This window comes from Nocardiopsis sp. NPDC006139, assembly GCF_040614155.1.
Classification (GTDB): Bacteria; Actinomycetota; Actinomycetes; order Streptosporangiales; family Streptosporangiaceae; genus Nocardiopsis; species Nocardiopsis changdeensis.
In genome coordinates, this window is the sequence record NZ_JBEXTT010000014.1 from 87,197 (window position 1) to 107,049 (window position 19,853).

At 73.7% G+C, this 19,853-nt stretch carries 5 protein-coding genes; 2 read left to right on the plus strand and 3 right to left on the minus strand.

Annotation, left to right across the window (positions count from 1 at the left end; translation table 11 throughout):
* Positions 1–39 precede the first annotated feature (39 nt).
* From ABZ249_RS19780 to ABZ249_RS19790, 3 genes are all read right to left on the minus strand, one after another.
* On the minus strand, positions 40–3,537 hold the full coding sequence (locus ABZ249_RS19780; protein WP_355264834.1) for a LamG-like jellyroll fold domain-containing protein: 3,498 nt from the start codon (positions 3,535–3,537) through the stop codon (positions 40–42).
* Between the two features lie 359 nt (positions 3,538–3,896).
* Positions 3,897–5,957 carry an acyltransferase family protein gene (locus tag ABZ249_RS19785; RefSeq protein ID WP_355264837.1) on the minus strand — a complete coding sequence of 687 codons (2,061 nt, stop codon included), beginning with the start codon at positions 5,955–5,957 and terminating at the stop codon, positions 3,897–3,899.
* 353 nt (positions 5,958–6,310) lie between these two features.
* A complete protein-coding gene (locus ABZ249_RS19790) occupies positions 6,311–7,114 on the minus strand; it encodes an SAM-dependent methyltransferase (RefSeq protein ID WP_355264840.1) in 804 nt (267 codons plus the stop codon).
* A 163-nt stretch (positions 7,115–7,277) separates the two neighbouring features.
* On the opposite strand from ABZ249_RS19790, the gene ABZ249_RS19795 reads away from it, so the two are divergent.
* Positions 7,278–8,165 (plus strand): alpha/beta fold hydrolase, encoded by an 888-nt coding sequence (locus ABZ249_RS19795; protein ID WP_355264843.1) that lies wholly within the window; start codon positions 7,278–7,280, stop codon positions 8,163–8,165.
* Positions 8,166–8,590: 425 nt separating this feature from the next.
* The gene (locus ABZ249_RS19800; protein ID WP_355264846.1) at positions 8,591–19,831 is read left to right on the plus strand and encodes an ADP-ribosyltransferase; all 11,241 of its coding nucleotides are present in this window, start codon (positions 8,591–8,593) and stop codon (positions 19,829–19,831) included.
* Positions 19,832–19,853 lie beyond the last annotated feature (22 nt).

Below are 19,853 nucleotides of genomic sequence, written 5' to 3' on the forward strand. Positions count from 1 at the left end.
GCGGTCACAGGGGGTGAAGGGGGTGGTGCAGGCGAGAACTCAGATCTGGATGTTGGGGAACTCGCCCATGTACACCCGGTCCCTGTCCCGTTCGTTCAGAACACCTTGGTAGGCGTGGACGTCGTCAATGTCGCCAGGCCAGTAATGAGAGATCGAACCTTGTTGCCGACCCGCGCCGACATGCACCGGGCCTGCGGCGTGCCAGGCGTGGGTGACGGCCGTCCGAGCCTCTTCGAGCCCGTTGACGTACAGGACCATCTCCTTGCGGGTGTGGTCGTAGACGGCCACCAGATGGGTCCACTCCCCCAGCCGGGCCGGGGTGGCGGAGATCGTGGTGGTACCGGCGCCCGAACCGCCGTTGGACGTCAGAGTGAACGCCCATCGGCCGTCTGAACCGTGGTAACCGAGGCGGAAAGCACTGCCGGTGGGCCCGGACTGGGCCAGGGCTGTGGCATCAATGGTCCCGCCGGTCTCGTCCAGACGTACCCATGTCGCGACGCTGAAACTGCGGTCGGTGCGCAGCACCGGATCAGTGGTGGCGATGTACTCGTCGGTGCCGTTGAGCCGCACGCCCGGTGAGGCGGTGACGCCGTTCTCCGCGAGGTTCCACGCGGTGAGCGGGTCGCCCTGCAAGGTGGCGTCCCGCCCGCCGTCGGTGGAGTCGACCACGTGCGTCCCGTCGTACTCGTCCAACTGCCAGCGGCCCTCCGGGGCGACGGGCCGGTTGGCCAGACGCCATACCTCGTTCTCGAACTCGCGATCGGACACGGCCTGGTCGTAGACCATGCGGTCCCACACCCGGACATCGTCGATGGAACCGGGCCAGTAGTAGTTGCCGACACCCTGGAACAGGCCCCGGCCCACTGTCAGGGGTCCGGTGGCGTTCCAGGCGCCGGTATGGGTGGCCTCGCCCTGCTTGATCCCGTCGACGTACAGGGTGAGTTTCCGGGTCTGGGAGTCGTAGGTGCCCAGCAGGTGCGTCCACACGCCGATCTCGGCGGGCTGGGAGGACATGATCGTGGCCCAGGGGCGCGATCCGTCCCAGTACTCGTCCTCCGGCGACATCTTGAACACCCACTGGCCGGTGTTGCCCTGGTAGCCGATGTGGAAGGCGCTCTGCTGTGCACCCTCCTGGGCCACCGCCGTGTGGTGGGCATAGGCGCGGTCCAGCTTGACCCAGGCTGCAACGGAGAACGTTCCGGAGGTGTCCACAGCCGGGTAGTCAGCGTTGATCTGGTCGTAGGGGCCGGGATCGCCTGCGGTGTAGCCACTGGTGTGCACAGCCGTGCCGGTCATGCGCGGAGACGGGTTGGAGCCGGGGTTCTCGGTGGTCCCGACGCGGCCGCGCACCCAGTCGACACCGTCGGAGAGCGTGGCACCGCGGTCGGGATCGATGATGTCGGCGGCGCGGTTCCCCTGGCCCTCGTCGAAGCCGATGTGGGCGACCGGATCACTGGGCGGCGCAACCAGGAACGAGTACACCAGCACGCAGTCGGAGGAGTTCCCGAAGCCGTCCACCGTGCGGGCGTAGATCCAGTTCGGCCCCTCCTGCCTGGGCGTGAGGGTCACCGTGACCGATCCGCCCCGGGTCGACGGGGTCACCTTGGTGGTGCAGGAGTCGTCGTTGAACCCGTAGTGGTACTCCTCGGCCGTGTCCACCCCGTTGTTGCTGAACGTGAACTCGCCCGGCAGCCCCGGGGAGCCGTGGAAGGCGTCTCCGGTCGGGTAGTCGGTCGAGGTCACCGCCGGCCCCTGGTCGGGGCGCGAGGTGTTGACCGTCAGGTAGCAGTAGGGGGACCAGCCCGACCACGAGGTGCCGTCGTGGGCCCGCGCGCGATAGGCGATCAGCACGTTCTCGGGCAGGTCGGTGGCGCGGGCCGACTGGAAGGAGCCGGAGTTCCATACGGCCACGTCGGTGGAGGGGCTGTCCACCCGGCCCAGCTGGGAGCCGTCCACCCACCAGCCGAAGCTGGTCTTGACCTTCTGCCGGCTGGCCGAGGTGGAGTCGCGGTCGCGGACGTAGGCGGTGAACGTGGGCCGGGTCTCGTTGATCAGCCGCGGTTTGGCCGGGTCGGGGGAGCAGGCACCGCCGTGGGAGTCCGAGATCTGGACGGGCACCTCGGGCGGGTTGTTGTAGTCGACCTGCAACGTGGGGTTGTAGTCGAAGCGCCGCCAGTCGTAGTTGCTCGACGACCTGGTCTCGTTGCCGCGCAGGCCCAGGGTCGTGGTCTGGTTCCCTGCGTCGCGGCTCCACACGTACCCGGCGGTCGCGTCGAACTCCACCGTCGGGGAGGCGCCGCCCGGGCAGGTCGAGCGGCCCGCGTTGATGGTCCTGGTGTCGAGCTTCAGGCGCCAGTCGGAGGTCTGGGAGTTCCACGTGGTGGAGGAGGTGATGGCGTCGGTGCGCCACAGCTCCACCTTGGCGTCGCCGCAGCCGTAGGCGTGGGTGACCTTGGCGCGGAACGTGACGTCGGTGATGGTCGCGTTGACCGTGCGCGAGTCGATGGAGAACCGCCAGAAGGCGCGCTTGGTGGTGCCGTCCTGGGGTTCGTACCCCACGCCGGGGTCGTGCGAGGTCGGGTAGTTCCAGTACGACTGGTTGGGGTACTTGGCGTCGACGTAGGCGCGGCCGACCCGGCTGACCGCGACCGACGGGTCGATGTAGACCGGGTACTCGGTGGCCTCGTCCGTGAGCATGGCCTGGTCGGGGACCAGGCGGATGGCGTCGGGGGTGACGTCGACGTCGAGGAGTTCGGTGCGGGCCGAGGCGGGAGCCATCAGGGTGGGGTCCTCGCCGGTCTCCTCGACGCCGGCGGAGTCCCACATGGCCGGGGCCACGGCGGTGAACACACTCTCGCCGCCCTGGTCGCCGACGGCGTCGAGGTTGCCGTTCTCGCCCTGGTGGACGGTGACGCCCTCGGTGGACAGGGCCAGCTGGAGTTCGGCCAGGTCGGGGTGCTGCGCGGCCTCGGGGGTGTGCACGACCAGGACCTGACCGAAGCCGTCCACTCCTGCGGTCAGGACGAGGTCGACGTCGGGGAGCACGTCGGGGTAGGTGGCCTGGTCGCCTTCGACGACCGGTTCGGGAAGGTCCTCGTACCAGCCCAGGGCGACGCTCTTCGAGCCCAGGCCGATGCTCACCAGTTCCCGCTCGCCTCCCCCGGAGAAGACGATGTCGGCGACCGCGGCCTTGGGGCGCAGTGCGCCGTCGGCGCCGGCCACCAGGTCGGTGTCGACGGGTGTCCAGCCGCCCTCGTCGCGGACCCGCACCGGGAGGGCGTTCTGCTCCATGGTGAAGCTGCCGTCGGGGTTGGCCAGGTGCCGGGTGGTCTCGGTGGTGGCCGCGGTGATCTCGACCGGTTCTCCGGTCTCGGCGGCCAGGGTGAGGGCCGTCTGGTCGTCGATCAGCCCGGTGGTGGAGACGGCCGGGGTGTCGGTGGCCGATTCCTGCTCCGCGTGGGCGGGGGTGGACAGGACGGGGAGCAGGAGCGCGAGGGCCGGCACGGCGGCACCCCACACCCGAGCACGGCGGGACATGGCAGGGCTCTTTCTCAGTCCCAGGGTCGGGGGATCACCGAGCAGGGGTGCCGCGCCATACGGGCGCGACCGGTGGCGGTCGTCCTGAGACGGAACGGGACATTAGCAACCAGGGACACCCGAGGGAATCGTGTCCCAGATCACAAGAACTGTGTCCCAATGCGCACACGGTGCACCTTTGGTGAAGCAGGCGACCTGAAAAACGAGATGTCCTTGTCCGGTCGCGGATCAGAGGTTTGGAGCCCCGTGGAATCCGGAAGGAAAAGGGAGCGTTTCCGAGCCTTCAGAGCCCTCGGACCCGTACCGGACCCCCGGTGTTCGGCGAGTGTTCATCCGCGGTCGGGCGGCCGTCCCGGTCGTCAGCGGCGTTCGGCGAGGAGCCAGCGGCGTTCGAGCTCCGGGGCGAGGGTGCGCATGAAGGTGGAGCCGATGTGGCTGCCGTCCCAGTACACGAGCACGTTGCCGATCACCGGGCGGCACACGTCCGCGTCGCAGAACAGGTCGGTCAGGTCCAGCACCGTCACGTTCGCGGGCAGGGCGGCCTCCGCCAGCGGGGAGACCGGTGCCAGGGACCGCTCCGGTTCGGTGGTGCAGGCGTCCGGGTCGGCGGGGTCCGCCTCGGCCAGGCAGCCGGGCACGTCGAACCCGAACCTGGGGGTGTCGCGCACCGCGACCACCTCGATGCCCCACTCCCCCAGTTCGCGCCAGCGCTCCACGTACCCGTCCACGATCTGCTCATCGCCGAACCCGGCGGAGGCGTCCAGGCTGGTGGTGGTGCCGGTGGTGAAGACCGTGTCGGGCCGCAGCCGCTCCAGCTCCGCCATCACCCCCCGGTTCCACTCGGCGCAGGAGGTGTAGGGCTCGCCCTTGTAGACCTGCGGGGCGTCGGTGAACAGGCAGGCGCCCTTGACGATGTTGAGCAGCCGCCAGTCGTTCTCGACGGCGATGGCCTCCAGGGCCGGGAACCAGTGCGCGGCGTGCGAGCCGCCCACCAGCGCGATGGTGCGTTCCGCGTGGTCGGGCCCGTAGTCGCAGACGATGACCTCGGAGTCCATGGTGGTCTGGTTGCACCCGTCGGCGTAGGTGACCGGGGCGTCCTCGGCGGCCAGGGACACCGGCGGGTAGACCGGCAGGTCCGGTGCCGCCGCGCCGCCGTCGGTGGCGGCGGCGCCCGGGTAGCCGCCGCCGTCGGCGAGCAGGGCGTCCCAGCGGGCGCGTTCGGCCTCCTGGGCCTGTGCCCAGGCGCCCGCCGCGCCCAGGGCCGGGAGGAGGCAGGCCAGGGCCACGGCGGTGCCGCGCAGCACCGCCCGGCGGCCCGCGCCGCGCCCGAGCCCGGCGAGCCGGTCGGCGAGCGGGGTGGTCGCGGCGGCGGCCAGCAGCGACACCGCCAGGACGGCCGCCCCGCCCTGCGGGGTGGCCAGGTCGCGGTCGGTGGCGGCCAGGTAGAAGACGAGGATCGGCCAGTGCCACAGGTACAGGGCGTAGGAGATGGAGCCGAGGTAGCGCAGCGGCCGGGAGGAGAGCAGCCGGTCGACGCCGACGGCCTCGCCCGCGGGCGCCCCCGCGGCGATGACGGCCGCGGCCGCCAGGGTGGGCCACAGCGCGGCGAAGCCCGGGAACGCCGTGGACACCTGGAGCAGCGCCCCGCACAGCACCAGCGCCGCCAGCCCGCCCCAGCCCAGGAGCAGCCGGGCGGTGCGCCCGGGTCGCAGGGCCGGCAGCAGCAGGGCCACCAGCCCGCCGAGCGCGAGCTCCCACAGCCGGGCCCCGGTGTCGAAGTACGCCCACGGCTGGTCGGTGCGGGTCGTCACCACCGAGTAGGCCAGGGAGAGCGCGAACACCGCCGCCAGCGCCCAGAACAGCGGCCGGCGCGGGTCGCGCCCCCCGCGCCGGGCGAGCAGCACCGCTCCCGCGATGAGGGCGGGCCACAGCAGGTAGAACTGCCACTGCACCGACAGCGACCAGAAGTGCTGGAAGGGGTCGGGGACGCCGGTGCGGGCCAGGTAGTCCACCGAGTCCAGGGCCAGGCGCCAGTTGGTGTGGCCGAGCAGGGCGGCGACCGCTCCCCCGGGCGCCTCGCTCCACTGCGACCGGGGCAGGAACAGCCAGGTCCCGGCCAGGGTGAACAGGACGACCAGGGCCGCGGTCGGCAGCAGGCGGGCGGCCAGCCGGGCGAGGAACGCGCCGTAGCGGATGCCCGGGCCGGTGGCGGCGCGCAGCAGGGAGGCGGTGACGAGCAGGCCCGTGAGCATGAGGAACACGTCGACGCCGCCGGAGACCCGGCCGAACCAGATGTGGTAGGCGGCGACCAGGAGCACGGCCACGGCGCGCAGGCCCTCGATGCCGGGCCGGTGCCCGCCGGTGCCGACCTGGACGGGCCGGGCCGGGCCGGTCCCCTCGGGGGAGGTGGGAGAGGGCACGGGTGCTCGCTTTCACGGTGTGCGGGGGAAGGCGAACATCGTGCCCGACCGGGGTGACCCGGGGGGATACCCCTGCTGAACGGGCCGTCACCGCTGTGTCACGAGTGCCGGTGGCGGGGGTGCGGAAGGCAAGGGGCCGGTGACGGGACCGGTTCCGGGGCGGGTCGCGGGGCCTCGGGGGCGGCGGCCCGGAACCGCCTGCGCGCGTCCGTCCGGGGGCCGCCCGCCGCCGGTCTCGGAGGGCCGGAGCCCGCCGGCCGGGGACCGCGAGCCGCGGACCGAGGACCGGGGCCGCCGGCAGCCGGGGGCCGGAACCCGTCGGCCGCAGGCCGCGGGCCGCCGCCGGCCTGGGGTCAGGGCTTGCGGGCCAGCCCGCAGTACTGGTCCACGTGGGCGGGGTCGCCCACCTCGGTCCCGTCAGGCCGCCACAGCGACGCCGAGACCACACCCGGTTCCACGAGTTCGAGCCCCGCGAAGAACCCGGCGATCTCCTGCGGGGTGCGCAGGTGGTAGGGCAGCGCGGCGGTGTCGTTCCACCGGCGGGCCGCCTCCACCATCGGTTCGCTGGTGTCGGTGCCGTCGCACAGGGCGAAGAAGCTCCCCGGGGGCAGGGCGTCGATGTAGGCGCGGGTGAGGGCGTAGGCCTCGGCGGTGTCCTCGGTGTGCCCCATGGTGCCCAGGATCGTCAGGCCGATGGGGCGGGTGAAGTCCAGGTGGTCGCGGGCGGCGGCCAGCACCTTGTCCGGTTCGCGCAGGTCGGCGTCGACGTAGTGGACGTCGCCCGCGCCGCCGGTGAGCAGCGCCCGGGCGTGGGCCAGGACCATGGGGTCGTTGTCGACGTAGACCACGGCGGCGCCGGGGTCCACCCGCCGGGCGACCTCGTGGGTGTTGTTGTGGGTGGGCAGGCCGGTGCCGACGTCGAGGAACTGGCGGACGCCCTCCTCGCGGGCCATGTGGGTGACCGCACGGATGAGGAAGCCCCGGTCGGCGCGGGCGGCCTCGACCATCTCCGGGTAGGCGGCGAGCACGTAGTCGCCGACCTCGCGGTCCACGGGGTAGTTGTCCTTGCCGCCGAGCCAGTAGTTCCAGACCCGGGCGGAGTGGGCCGCCGTGGTGTCGATGGGGGGCGGGTGTTCGTCGGATGAGGGGTCGGTCATGGTGTGCGTGGCCTCCGTTACCGTGCGACACCGGCATTCTCGTGTCCTCGGGGGCGCCCGCGCAACGGGGTCCGGGCAACGGGAGGGCCCGGCGGTACGGGAATCCTCCGACCGGTCGGGGGCCGGCGTGCATAGGGTGGGCGGCGGACGGAAGGGAGCCGCCATGGACCACCTCGTACCGCCCGGGGCGCGGGAGGAGTACGTGGACGTCGGGGTCGGGCGCCTGCGGGTGCTGCGGGCCGGCGGCGCGCGGCCCGGACCTGCGCCCCTGGTCCTGCTGCACGGCAGCGGCCCGGACGGCGCGGCGGTCTCCTGGTACCGGCTGCTGGAGCCGCTGTCCGCCGACCGCCGGGTGTGGGCGCTGGACCTGCCCGGGTGGGGCGGCAGCCTGGAGGCCGGGCCGGTGGGCGGCCCGCGGGAGCTGGCGGCGGTCGTGGACGAGGCGATGGGCGCGCTGGGGGTGGAGCGGGCGGTCGTGGCCGGGGTGTCCATGGGCGGGGACATCGCGCTCAACCTGGCCCTGGAGCACCCGGAACGGGTCGCCGGGCTGGTCCTGGTCGCCCCCGCCGGGCTGGTGCCGCGGCTGCGCGACCGGTTCACGCAGGCGGGCGCCTGGGCGGCGGTGCACACCCCCGACCCGCTGGTGCTGCCCGTGCTGCGCGCGGTCGACCGGTACTTCCCCGAGATGTCCGTGCGGGCCGTGGTCCGGAACCCGTCGGCGATCCCGGCGCCGGTGGTGGAGGAGTTCACCCGCCTGATCCGCAGGCCCGGGTCGCAGCTGGGGCACCTGGGGTACAACCGGGCCACCGTGGGACGCCGCGGGATGCTCAACGACCTGAGCGGCCGGGTGCACCGGATCGGGGTGCCCGCCCTGTTCTTCCACGGGGAGGACGACCCCCTGGTGGACCCGCGCGGCTCCCGGCGGGCCGCCCGGCTGATGCCGCGGGCGCGGCTGGTCACGGTGCCGGACTGCGGGCACTGGGCGCAGGTGGAGTGCCACGACCGGTTCCTGGCGGAGGTGCGCGCGTTCCTCGGCGCGGAGGACCTCTGACCCGGGCCCGCAGCGGGGCCGGTCGCCGTGGGATCGGCGGGGCCGGGCGGGGCAGGACCGGACGGGGTGGAACAGGGCTGGGCCGACAGGACGGGCCGCACCGCCGGGCGGGCGCCTCGGCGCCGTCCCGCCCGGCACGGCGCACAGTGGTCCGGCACGGCGCGCAGTGGTCCGGCACGGCGCGCAGTGGTCCGGCACGGCGCGCGGCGGTCCGCCGCGCCCGGATGACCCGTCCCCCAGGGGTTCGCGGCCGTCCGGTCAGCGCCGGGTGCGCGCCCGGTGACGGCCGGGCGAACACTCCGGAAAGGACCGCACGGGGCCCGTTCCGGGGCTCCGTCCCGCCCTAGGATCGTCGCGTCCGCCGGGCCCCGCGGCTCCCGGCGGCGGGCGACCGGCGGCGGAACGGATCGGGGGCGGGGACGCGCATGGGGATGGAGATCCCCGACGGACTGGCCGACCTCTTCTACGGCCTCACCGGCACCGAGTGGCCGAACGTGGACGAGGACCGGTTGCGGGACGTCTCCGACATGTACGCCACGGTCGAGTACATCCTGGCGACCGAGCTGCCCGAGCTGATCGTGGTGCTGCGCCGCAAGGTGCGGTCGACGTTCGACGGGCGCACCACCGAGTACTTCGAGAACTCCCTCGCCCAGTTCACCGCGGGACAACGGGACTACGTCGGCGAGGCCGCGAAACTGGCCGGGGAGATCCGGGCGTACGCCAAGGAGTCCGCCAACCAGGTCGAGTACGCCAAGTGGATGATCATCGGCCAGCTCGTCCAGCTGGCGCTGGAGATCGCCTGGGCGATCGCGATGTCGAAGTTCACGTTCGGGGCGTCGCTCGCGTGGATCTCGATGTTCAGGTTCATCCGCAGCCAGGCGATCCGCCGCATCCTCAACTGGCTGGTGTGGAACCTGCTGAGCCACCTGTTCGTGGCCCAGCTGTTCGGCACCACCATGGACCTGCTCATCCAGCGCATCCAGATGGACCAGGGCAACCGGGACGAGTGGGACAAGGAGCTCACCCGGATGGCCGCCGCGGGCGCGTTCGTGGAGGGGCTGCTCGGCGCGGGCCTGTCCATGGGCGCCGACCTGTTCCTCAGCAGGCAGCTGGCGGACCTCTTCGGGAACAACCTCCCCGATCCCCCCGTCCCGCCGCCGGTCCGCGACATCGTCCCCGAGCCGCCGTCCGGGCCCGTCGGCCGGGGCCCGGAGCCGACCCCGGACCCGCCGCCGCTGCGGGACGTCCCCGAGACGGTTCCGGACGGGACGGGCTCCGGCCCGCCGGGGCCGCCGAACGTCCGCGACGACGCGGGCGGCCCGCCCGGGCCGCCGAACGACCCGCCGGGGCCGCCGCCGGGCGAGGGGCCCGGGCGCGACGGGGCGGGGCAGGACGGCCCCACGGTGACCTGGCCGCCGGGGAGCATCACCCCGGAGTTCAACCGGGACCTGGTGACCCTGTTCGCCCGCAACTCCAACGAGTTCACCGGGCCCGCGCAGCGGCCCAACACCGCGAGCAGCGGCATCGGGCACGGAGAACGCTTCATCGACGGGGCGGGGAACGTGTTCGCCCGCCACTTCGGGGACGAGCTGGGCGATGACGCCGCCAGGGCGCTGGGCCGCGAGTACGCGGAGACCCTGCTGCGGACGTGGAACACCCCGGGTGCGACCTCGGCGCTCGACGACGTGCTGGGCGGCGCGCCGCTGCCGCAGAGCACCCGGGACCACCTCGCCCGCGACGTCCCGAACGCCTTCGCCGACACGGTGGCCGAGTTCGGGACCCGGTGGCGGGACCGGTTGACCGCGCTGGGCATCGGCGCGGGCTCGGGCGCGTTCGAGGGCTACATGGGCGAGGGCCTGACCAACCTGCTCTTCTCCCCCGAGCAGCAGTGGGAGGCGTCGGGGATGTCGGCGGTGGCGGGCGCCGCCACCTCGGTCGTGCACGACCTGGCCGTGACCGGCGGACTCAGGGCCATCGACGCCCTCGACGACCTGCGCAATCTCAACAACACCCCGGTGGACCTCCCGGAGCCGGACGGGTCCGGGCCGCGCGGGCTCGGCCCGGACGGGGAGGACGCCGGCGACCGGCCGTTCGCTCCGGGGCCGGGGACCGGAGGGGGCGGGTGGCCGGGGTCCTCGTCCGGGAACGGTGAGGGGCCGGTCCTGCACCTGCGGGGTGGAGGCGGCGACGACATGTCGTTCGACCTCGGATCCGAATACGGAACGGACGGCGGGTACGGCACGGATAACGAGGACGGGGACGAGGACGGCGCGTCGGTGTCCGGCCGGTCGGAACGGTCGGAGACCGGGAACGTCCCCGCCGGTCCCCCCGGGTCCGGCGAACCGGGCGCTTCGGAGGCTGGGTCGGGGTCGGACGACGGGAACCGGTCGCCGCGCACCGAGAGCCGCGGTCCCGACACGCGGCACACGACCGCGCCCGTGACGGAGGGCGGGAGCGGGCGTGGGCCGGCCGGTGCCGGGCCCGGCTCGGGCGCGGGCGCGCCCCTGTCCGGGAGCGGGTCGGAGAGCGGCTCCGGCCGGGGGGATGATCGCGGTCCGGCCGACGAGGGCGGCGCAGCCGAGAGCGGTGTCACCGAGGAGGCGCCCGCGGAGTCCGGCGCACAGGAGGACGACACCTCCACCGCGCCCCCTCCCCCGCCCGCCGAGGAGGAGGGCGGCAGCGCCGCCACCGACCGGGAAGCGGAAAAGGGCACCCGGGAGGATCACCGCGAGACCGCCCCGCAGGAAGAGGGCGGGGACACCCGGGAGGACCAGCACGAAACCGCCCCGCAGGAAGAGAGCGGGGAAACCCGAGAAGGCCAGCACGAAACCACCCCAGAGGAAGAGGGCGGGAGCGCCCGGGAGGACCAGCACGAAACCACCCCGGAGGAAAGCGCCCAAACCCCCGCCGCAGGCGGGGGCGAGTCCTCCGCCCAGGCCCCGGAGGGGCCGACCACGCCCCCCGGCGGGCATGCCCCGCCTCCCGGGGAGTCCCCCGATACGCGGGGGGACTCCGCCGCGGCGTCCCCCGAGGGCGAACGCGGCCCGGTGTCCGGCGACCGGACCGAGCCGCCCCCGTCCCAGGCCGCGGGCGGGACCAGGGACGGGGAAACCGGGAACGGCACGCCGCCCGGCACCCCCTCCGGCGACGGGCCGTTCCGCCGGGAGGGTCCCCTCACGGACCCGGACGAGGCGGGGGGCTTCCCGCCGCCGTCCGCTGCGGTCGGCTCCCCGGAGCGGCGCGGGAGCGGGGTGGACCTGGACCTCTTCTTCAGCTCGCTGACCCCGTCGGGCGTGTCCCCCGCCCCCGAGGACACGACCCGCGACCCCGGCCGTTCCGACACGGCGAGGGAGCAGGAACGGAACGGCGTCCGCCGCGAGCGGCGGGTCCGGTTCGCGGACGAGCCGGTGTACATACCCATCGACACCGAGTCGGCTCCCGCCGCGGAAACGGCCGGGGGCACCGGAGGGGGACCCGATCGCGGCACCCTCACCGTTCCGAACGTCGAGGGGCGGCCCCCTCGGCTGGAGAGCACGCCGGAACCCGGGGAGTCCGACACCGCGTTCACACCCCCGGCTCCGCCGCAGGGTGGAGAAGCGGACACCCGGAATCCCGCACCCGCCGACGAACACGAACGCGCCCCGTCACCGCCGCCGGGCGGGGAGGGCACGGACACGCGGGCCCCTGGGGAGACCACGGAGCCCCCCAAGGCCCCATCCCCGCCGCCGAAGGACGAGGGCACGGACTCCGAGGTCGCCCGGACCACCCCGCCCGAGGAGACCCGCACCGAAGAGACCGAGGACACCCGTACCGAGGAGTCCGAGGAGGTCACCAGGGTTCCGCAGCCTCCCCCACCCCCGCCCCCGCCCGCGGAGGAGGAAGTGCGCACCGAGGTCCCGACCGAGGAATCGGACGGCACGGAGGAGGGCGCGGACCCGCTGCGGCTCAACTACCTGATCGAGTCGCGGTGGATCGAGTCCTACGGCGTCCGCGTGGACCCGGACGCCGTCCTGGACACGCGCCCGGACCTGCCCGCGGACGTGCGCGCCTCCCTGCACACGAGGCTCGGCACCGACCCCCGCGACTTCTTCTCCCGCGACGGGGTCACCGAGACCTCCGCCGACGGCACCGCTTTCACGCTGCGGCTGCGCTCCGACGACGACTGGCACGAGGGCGGCCGGAACCGGGGCGGCGCCCCGGTGGCCAAGTACAAGGGCCTGCACGACATGCAGACCCAGGAGTCGCGGGGCGAGTCGGGGCTGGTCGGCTCCGCGCGCCGCCCGGTCGTGGCCTTCCAGGCCAACCTGCTGGGCGTCAGCGGGCTCCCCGCGCCGGCCGTCGGCTTCCGGGCCTCCGCCTTCGGAGGTTCGGCGATCCAGCAGCAGTCCGGCGACGGCGGCCACACACGGCTCCTCACCACGGAGATGACCGGCGAGGGGACCACCTACAGCAGCACCCTCACCGCCGAGTGGACCCCGCACCGGCCGCCCCCGCCGCAGACGGCGGGCGGGAACGACCCGGCCGACGGCATGGACCTCGGCCCGGTCCGGACCGAGACCCGGCTCGACGACGGTGTGGAACTCGTCCTCATGGGCGGGTTGAAGCGGCGCGACGACCTCCCCCCGCGGATCACGTTCACCGACCCCTTCCGTCCCCCGGCCACGGCCGCGGAGGACACCGCGTCCGAGGACGGGTCCCGAACCGAGGGAGACCCGGCCGAGGGAGACCCGCCGACCACGGCGCCGGACGCCACGAAGTACGGCGGCTACCTGGCCAACTCCCACCCGATCTCGATCGAGTCCATCACGCGCCGCACCGAGACCCCCGGCGAGGGCACCGGCTCACCGCGCGGGGGCCGCTCGCGGTGGCGGGGCCTGCTGCCCACGTGGGGGACGCGGTCCCCCGAGTCGGCCGAGGCGCCCACCGGCCTCAACTCCTGGGTCGCCGACCGCCTGGGCTTCGAGGCCCCCGGGGAGGGCTCCAACACCCGCCGGGTGCTCCACCGGCCGCGCCCGGGCAGCGACGAGCCCAAGGTGGTGACCCACCCCAAGACGGGGTCGCGCGCCCTGCGCCGCGAGCTGGACCGGCGCGGCGTCCTGGAGGTGTTCGCCGACGACATCGTCATGACCCAGCTGCCCACGATGACGGACGAGCCCCGGACCGTGCGCGTCCCCGACGCCGGGGGCGGGACGCGCCTGCTGACCATCTGGGCTCCGCCGACCTCCATGGAGCTGGTCCCGGAGACCCCCAAGGACTTCAACATGAAGTTCACCGACCGCTACGCCCGCGGCGCCTCGGTGCTCGCCAACCGGCTCAAGGGCTTCTTCGTGGCGGTGTCGGGCGGCATGGTGACCCGGACCCCGGGCGACGCGGTCCGGGTCGACGCGCCCTACTTCGAGACGCGCTTCCAGCAGGTGTGGTCCAAGGGCCGGGGGCGTTCGGGCAACACGTGGGACGCCCACCTGTTCCACAGCACGGACACGGCCGTCTACCGGACCCGGCGGACGATCGCCGTGTGGCTCGACGGGGACGCCGAGCCCACGTACTTCGACGCGTCCTCGCTGGAGGCCGTCACCGCCGACGACGTCCGCCGCCTCAACGGGGAGCGCCCCGAGACGGAGGACCTGGAGCGGACGGGCGACCCCTTCCTGGACCGCGAGGGGGGTCCGACCCACTTCGGCGACGCGCTGGTCCGCGACGTGACCCACGCCGACGGGTCGGAGGTGCGCACCGAGGACGGGGAGCTCCCGCAGTCCTTCTTCCGCGACTTCGCGCACAGGCTCCTGACGGAGATCGACCGGGAGTACCCCGGCCTGGTGCTGCCGCACCTGGCGGTCCCCGGCACCCCCGAGCCCGCGCGCTCGCATGCGGGCTGGAACCACCGGCGCAACCGCAGAACCGCCGAGCTGAACACCGAGAAGGTCCTGGCCCAGGTCAACTCCTCCTCCTTCCGGGCCGACCGGGACGCCTGGCTGTCCGGCCAGGTCGAGATCAAGCTGGTGGAGACGAAGTTCCTGCCGTTCCGCAACGAGATGCGCGAGCGCAGGTTCACCGTGCCGGACCACATCTCGGTGTGGCCGCGGGTCCGGGTCACCGGCTACTCCGAGGCCACCGCCCCGCTGGACTCCTCGCACACCGGCAGCACCACAGGGGCGTCCTCGGGCATCGGCCGCAAGTCCGACAAGGTCACATCGGTCACCGCCGAGGGCCGGACGGGGGTGACCCTGCGCAGCATCTCCGCCGGCGTCGACTCCTTCGGCACGCCCTCCCGGGCCGGGGGCGTGTACTTCCGGGCCGCCAACGAGTTCCGCTCGCGCAAGCAGAGCGAGTACGGGGTCTCGGCGGCCTCCGAGACCAACGTCAAGGACAAGAGCGGGAGCAGGGTGCTGTTCGCCGACGTGGAGTTCTCGGCGTGGATGGGACCCGACGACTCCGTGGTGCCGCGCTCCTCGCGGTGGGAGGCGCCGTCCCGGACGGGGATGGGGCGACAGCTCTTCGGCGACGGCGACGGCATGCCGGACCCGGTGCGGGCCCGGGTGGAGCTGCACACCCCGCGGACCGGCCGGCGGTTCACCCTCGACACGCCCCCGGCGCAGGCCCCGGAGCCGCCCAGGAGGCTGCCGCCGTCCCAGGCGGAGCGGCTCTTCGACCGCGGCCCCTCGGCGTTCCTCAGTGAGAACCTGGGCCTGCTCCCCCCTCCCGCCGGACAGGGACCGGAGACCGTCACCGAGAGCGGGGAGGGCACCGAGGAGGCCGCGGACACCGCTGACGCCACGACCCCGGATCCGGGGAGCACGAACACCGGGAACACCGACACGGGGACGGGGGTCCCGGACCCGGGGAACACGGACACGGGGACCTCGGGGACCGGGACCCGGCGGACGACGGAGACGGCACCGCCCGGAGAGCGGACCACCGACGCTCCGGCCGGCCGGAGCGGCCGCCGCCGTGCCCCCGTCCCCGAGCCGGAGCTGCGGATCGACCGGACGGACCGGGCGCGGCGCCTGTCGGGGCTGTTCTCCAGCGTCCAGGCGTTCAACCCGGCCCTGATGCGCCGGGGCTCCGAGATCATCACCGTCTCCTCGCTCACCTACGCGAGCCTGGACCGCGACCACTGGGCGTTCTCCCGCGCCGCGTCCTCCCGGGAGGGCGCGGCGGCGATCATCGCCAACCACACCTCTCCGCAGTCCCTGGCCGCCTCGCCGGGGATCCAGCGGGACGGCGGCTCCCGCTTCCGGGTGCAGCTCGACGACGGCATCGCCCCGTGGCGGACCCGGCCGACCACGGTGACCTGGTACGTGCCCACCCACGTCGCGTCGGTGGTCCTACGCGAGTTCGCGGTGATGGAGCCCAACCAGGTCAAGGAGATCTCCTACGGGTTCGGCACGACCCGGGACTCGGTCTTCAGCACGGTCCTGATCGCCCGGGGGGTGTTCAGCTCCCAGCCCACCGCGGAGACCGCGGAACAGGCCCCGCGCGGTTCCTCCGCGCCCATCGCCCAGCCGGGCGTGGAGCTGCGGTACACCCCCCACGGCCACGGGCGCGGCGAATCCACCTCCGTGTCCTTCCGCACCCGCCGGGAGGTCAAGTTCACCGGTTCCACCTTCGAGTTCGTCACCCACGGCGTCGTCCTCCAGGCCACCGAGCACAAGAAGGACTTCGACTTCCTGTTCTCCGTCCCGCGGTCTCCCGGGACCGGCGACCACACGGCGTGGACGTCCCAGGTCCGCGACGCGCAGAAGGTGATGGTCCCCGCGCTCTGGGTCTTCGCGGAGGGGCTCGTCGACGACCACCTGACCTGGGGGCCGGACGGCCGGGTCCACAAGAGCCCGCACCCGCCGCCGCGGGGGCCGCACCGGCAGATGGTGCTCAAGCCGGACCTGGCCGGGAAGGGCTACGACTCCCGCCCCGTCCAGGTCGCCTCCCTCGTCTCCGAGCTGGAGCAGCGGCTGCGGCGGGGAGGCTGGGAGCTGACCACCCACTCGCGCGAGGACCTGATCGAGACGGTCACCTCGGACCTCAACCGCGGGATGACCCACCTGTCGGGCATCGAGGTGCGCGTGGTCCCGGCGAACACGCTCGTCAACGGCCGGTCGCGGACGGCCACCCTCGACCTGGACCTGCGCCCGCTGGGGTCCCGCGTGGAGCAGATCGGCGGGAAGATGGAGTTCGTCGACCGCAACATCAAGGCGACCTCCTCCTCCGAGAAGGAGACCACGTTCCGGGGGTACGGCCACGGCGCCGGCATCGACCTTCTTGCGCCCATCGGCAACCGCGAGGACCCCGCCACGGGTCGGCAGGTCGGCGCGATCAGCGCCGGCGGCACCCCCGCGTACCGGCAGCAGACGCTGGTGGAGGACTCCTCCTCGCGGAACCGGACCCGCGAGGAGACACAGGAGCGGGTCGTGTTCACGCCCTTCGCCGTGGTCACGACGCCGACCCGGGTGGACGCGAGCCTGCGCATCGGCGACCAGGTCTTCACCACGTCGGTCCTGGACCGGCAGGCGCAGGCGGTCTACCCGCTCCCCTACCTGGAGACGCTCGGCCCCGGCAACGGCTCCGCGCCGACCGGGACCCCGTACACCCCCGCGAACTTCGACCACACCGGGACCGAGACGTACCCGGACGACTGGGCGGACCTGCACCGGGGGCGCGACGGGCGCGGGTACCAGGACGGCACGGCGGGGCTCGACTCCGTGCCCGTGGCGATCGAGGGGGAGGGCCGCGGCGTGCTCGACGCGGCGGTGGTCAACGCCGCGCTCCTGGCCGGGTGGACGCGCACGGGCGGCCCGGGCCTCCTGGACCCCGCCGAGGTCGACGCTGCGGCCCGGTTCCTGGACCGGAGGATCACGGACCTGGAGCGGGCCGCCGGGATCACCGTCCGCCGGCACGAGATGCTGCTGCTGTCCCTGACCCCCGAGGCCACGCAGGACGCCGCGGTGCTCGCCGAGTACGGCGACACGGTGGTCAAGACGCGGGCGCTGCTGAACACGGACGGCGCCGTGATCGAGGGGGTGAGCAGCGAGAGCCGCGCCCGGGACTCGGACCAGGAGGGCGTCCGCCGGTCCCAGAACACCTCGGAGAACCGGGCGCAGAACGCCGGCCTGGGCGGCCAGGTCACGGAGACCGCGCGCCCGGCGGACCGCCTCCGGGAGAACCTCGACGCCGACAACGCGGCCCTGAGCGGGGCCAAGGACGGGGTGTCGTCCGGCCAGCGCGAGGGGGCGCTGGCCGAGGGGCCGGGGACCAGGCGGATGTTCCTGGTGCGGGTTCCGGCCCGGTGGCTGGTGTGGGCGGAGAACTCCGCCGAGCCTGGGACCCCGCCCGTGGGGAGCCAGAGCGACTCCTCCGTGCTGCGGTGGGTGGACGAGGACCGGGCGCGCGCCTGGGGGCTGGACACCGGCGCACCGGAGATCGACCGGTACGCGGAGGCGGAGGCGGCCTTCGCCAAGGCCGACGCGGCCTATATCAAGGCGCGCGGGGAGCTGTTCGAGTTCGTGAACCGGGTCGACCCGGACCTCGCCGACGACACGCTGCGCATCGACTACCAGGAGCGGGACGAGCGGTACCGCGAACTGGAGGAGGCCAGGGACCGGGCGATGCGGGAGATGGTCGACGCCCTGCGCGACCTGCGCGCGCTCAACCCGCGGACGGCGGAGAGGCCGACGGAAACGCCGGTGGAGGAACCGGCGGAAGAGGTCACGGAGACGGCGGTGGAGGAGCCGGGGGTAGAGGGTCCCCCGGTGGAGGAGCCGGTGGAGACGCCGGTCGAGGAACCCGCGGAAGAGGTCACGGAGACACCGGTCGAGGAATCGGTGGAGCCCCTGGTGGAATCCCCGGTGGTCACGGAGAGCAGGGACACCCGCGAGGCCCCGGCCGAGGAGGCGTCCACGAAACCGGTGGACACCTCCGGTGAGGAGACCGCCGTGGTCCCCGGTGAGGAGACCGCGGTCGCTCCCGACGAGGAGACCACCGTGCCCCCGGCGGAGGAGACGGTCGCGGACCCGGCGGAGACCACGGTGGTCGATCCGTCGGTGGAGACCACCGAAAACCCCCTCACCCGCCACGAGGAGGAACACGGCCCCCGGGAGACGGAGAAGGCAGAGGAGGGTGACGCCGAGAGCGACCTCTACGACGCCACCCCGCCCGGCTCCCCCCGGGGCACCCCCGTTCACGTCCCCCTGCCGGACCCGCCGGTCGACCCTGCCGTCACCGACCCCGAACCGGAGCCGGAGGGCATCGGGACCACGAAACCCGCTGAAGGAGAACTCCCACCGCTCGAACCGGAGGTCACGGTAACGGCCTCGGAGGAGGGCACTACCCGAACCGAGGGCGGGGAGGAGGAGTCCGCCCTCCCCGCGCCGGAGCCGCACACCACCACGGCTGCGGAGACCACCGAACCGGAGAGCCGTGCACCCGAGTCCCCGGCTCTCCCCCTCCCCCACGAGACCGGCACCTCACCGACCACGGACACCGCCGACCGGACGGGCCTCGGGCCGGACGAGAGCGGGCGCGGCACGGACCCGGCCGAGGTGACCGCACCGGCCGAGGGGCCGGGGGTCCTGGGCTCCGACGGCATCCGCCGGTTCCCCGGTGAGGCGGGCCTTCTGGAATACGGCGAGCTGCTGCACGATCCGGACTTCAACCCCAACACCCACGACGCGCTCCCGCCCCGCACCCGCCGGTACGTGCACGCGTACACCGCCAGCAGCTGGATCAGCCAGTTCTCCCGCCTCGAACCCCTCAACGAAGCGACCGTCCAGGCCGAACTCGACCGCCGCCGCGAACAGAGCCGCTCCCGCCCCGGCTGGCAGTTGTACGAGGCCAACAACGGCCGGTGGCCGGCCCTGCACACCCTGCCCCGCCTCCTCGACAGCGGCAGGCTCACGCCCGAACAGGAGGAGATCGTCCGCGACGTCCTCGACTCCCGCCACCCCGAGGCCGCCCTGGAGAACCTCTACCGCGACGCCGGACCCGCGGGCGAGATCGCCGAAACACTCCCCGACAAAAGAGGACAGGGCTTCTACCCCGACGCGCAGCACGTCCTCGACATCATCGAGCACCTGGACGACGCCACCGACGCGCCCCTGCCCGAAGGCGTCGAAGCCGTGCGCGGCGTGTACGGCTTCGACCACCTCGTTCCCGGCAGCACCGTCAATCCGGCCCTTCTCATCGGCCGCACCTTCACCAGCCCCGGGTTCATGTCCGCGTCCCTGGGACCCCGCCCCAGCGCCGCCGGAGGCTCCCCCACCGACCTCATCCGCCTCACCCTCCCGCCCGGCACCCGGGGCCTGTGGGTCGGCGACCGCAGCCTCCACCCCCACGAACGCGAGATCATCCTCGCCCGCGGCACCACCTACCGCATCGTCTCCTACGAACCCTGGGGTCGAGGGCACATCCTGTACGCCGAGGTCCTGCCGCCGGAGCACACCGCGCCGCCTCCGACCGAGACGGCGGAGGAGGCGGACGCCGAGGAACCGGCCGGCGGAGAGGGTGCACCCACGGTCGTGTCCGTCGGCCCGCCCGGGTCCTCGCCGACGCAGTCCGACCAGGAGCGCCAGGAAACGCTGAACAGCATGTTCTCCGACGCCCTGACCCCGCCGTCCCCACTCCCGGGCGGCACGGAGCACACCGATTCCACGGCCGGAGAGGGACCGCGCGGATAGCGGCCCCCGCAGGTCCCGCCCG

Excerpts from the sequence above, each read along its gene's own strand:
- ABZ249_RS19795 (WP_355264843.1), top strand. The coding sequence starts at position 7,278 with ATGGACCACCTCGTACCGCCCGGGGCGCGGGAGGAGTACGTGGACGTC.
- ABZ249_RS19790 (WP_355264840.1), bottom strand. The coding sequence starts at position 7,114 with ATGACCGACCCCTCATCCGACGAACACCCGCCCCCCATCGACACCACG.
- ABZ249_RS19800 (WP_355264846.1), top strand. The coding sequence starts at position 8,591 with ATGGGGATGGAGATCCCCGACGGACTGGCCGACCTCTTCTACGGCCTC.
- ABZ249_RS19780 (WP_355264834.1), bottom strand. The coding sequence starts at position 3,537 with ATGTCCCGCCGTGCTCGGGTGTGGGGTGCCGCCGTGCCGGCCCTCGCG.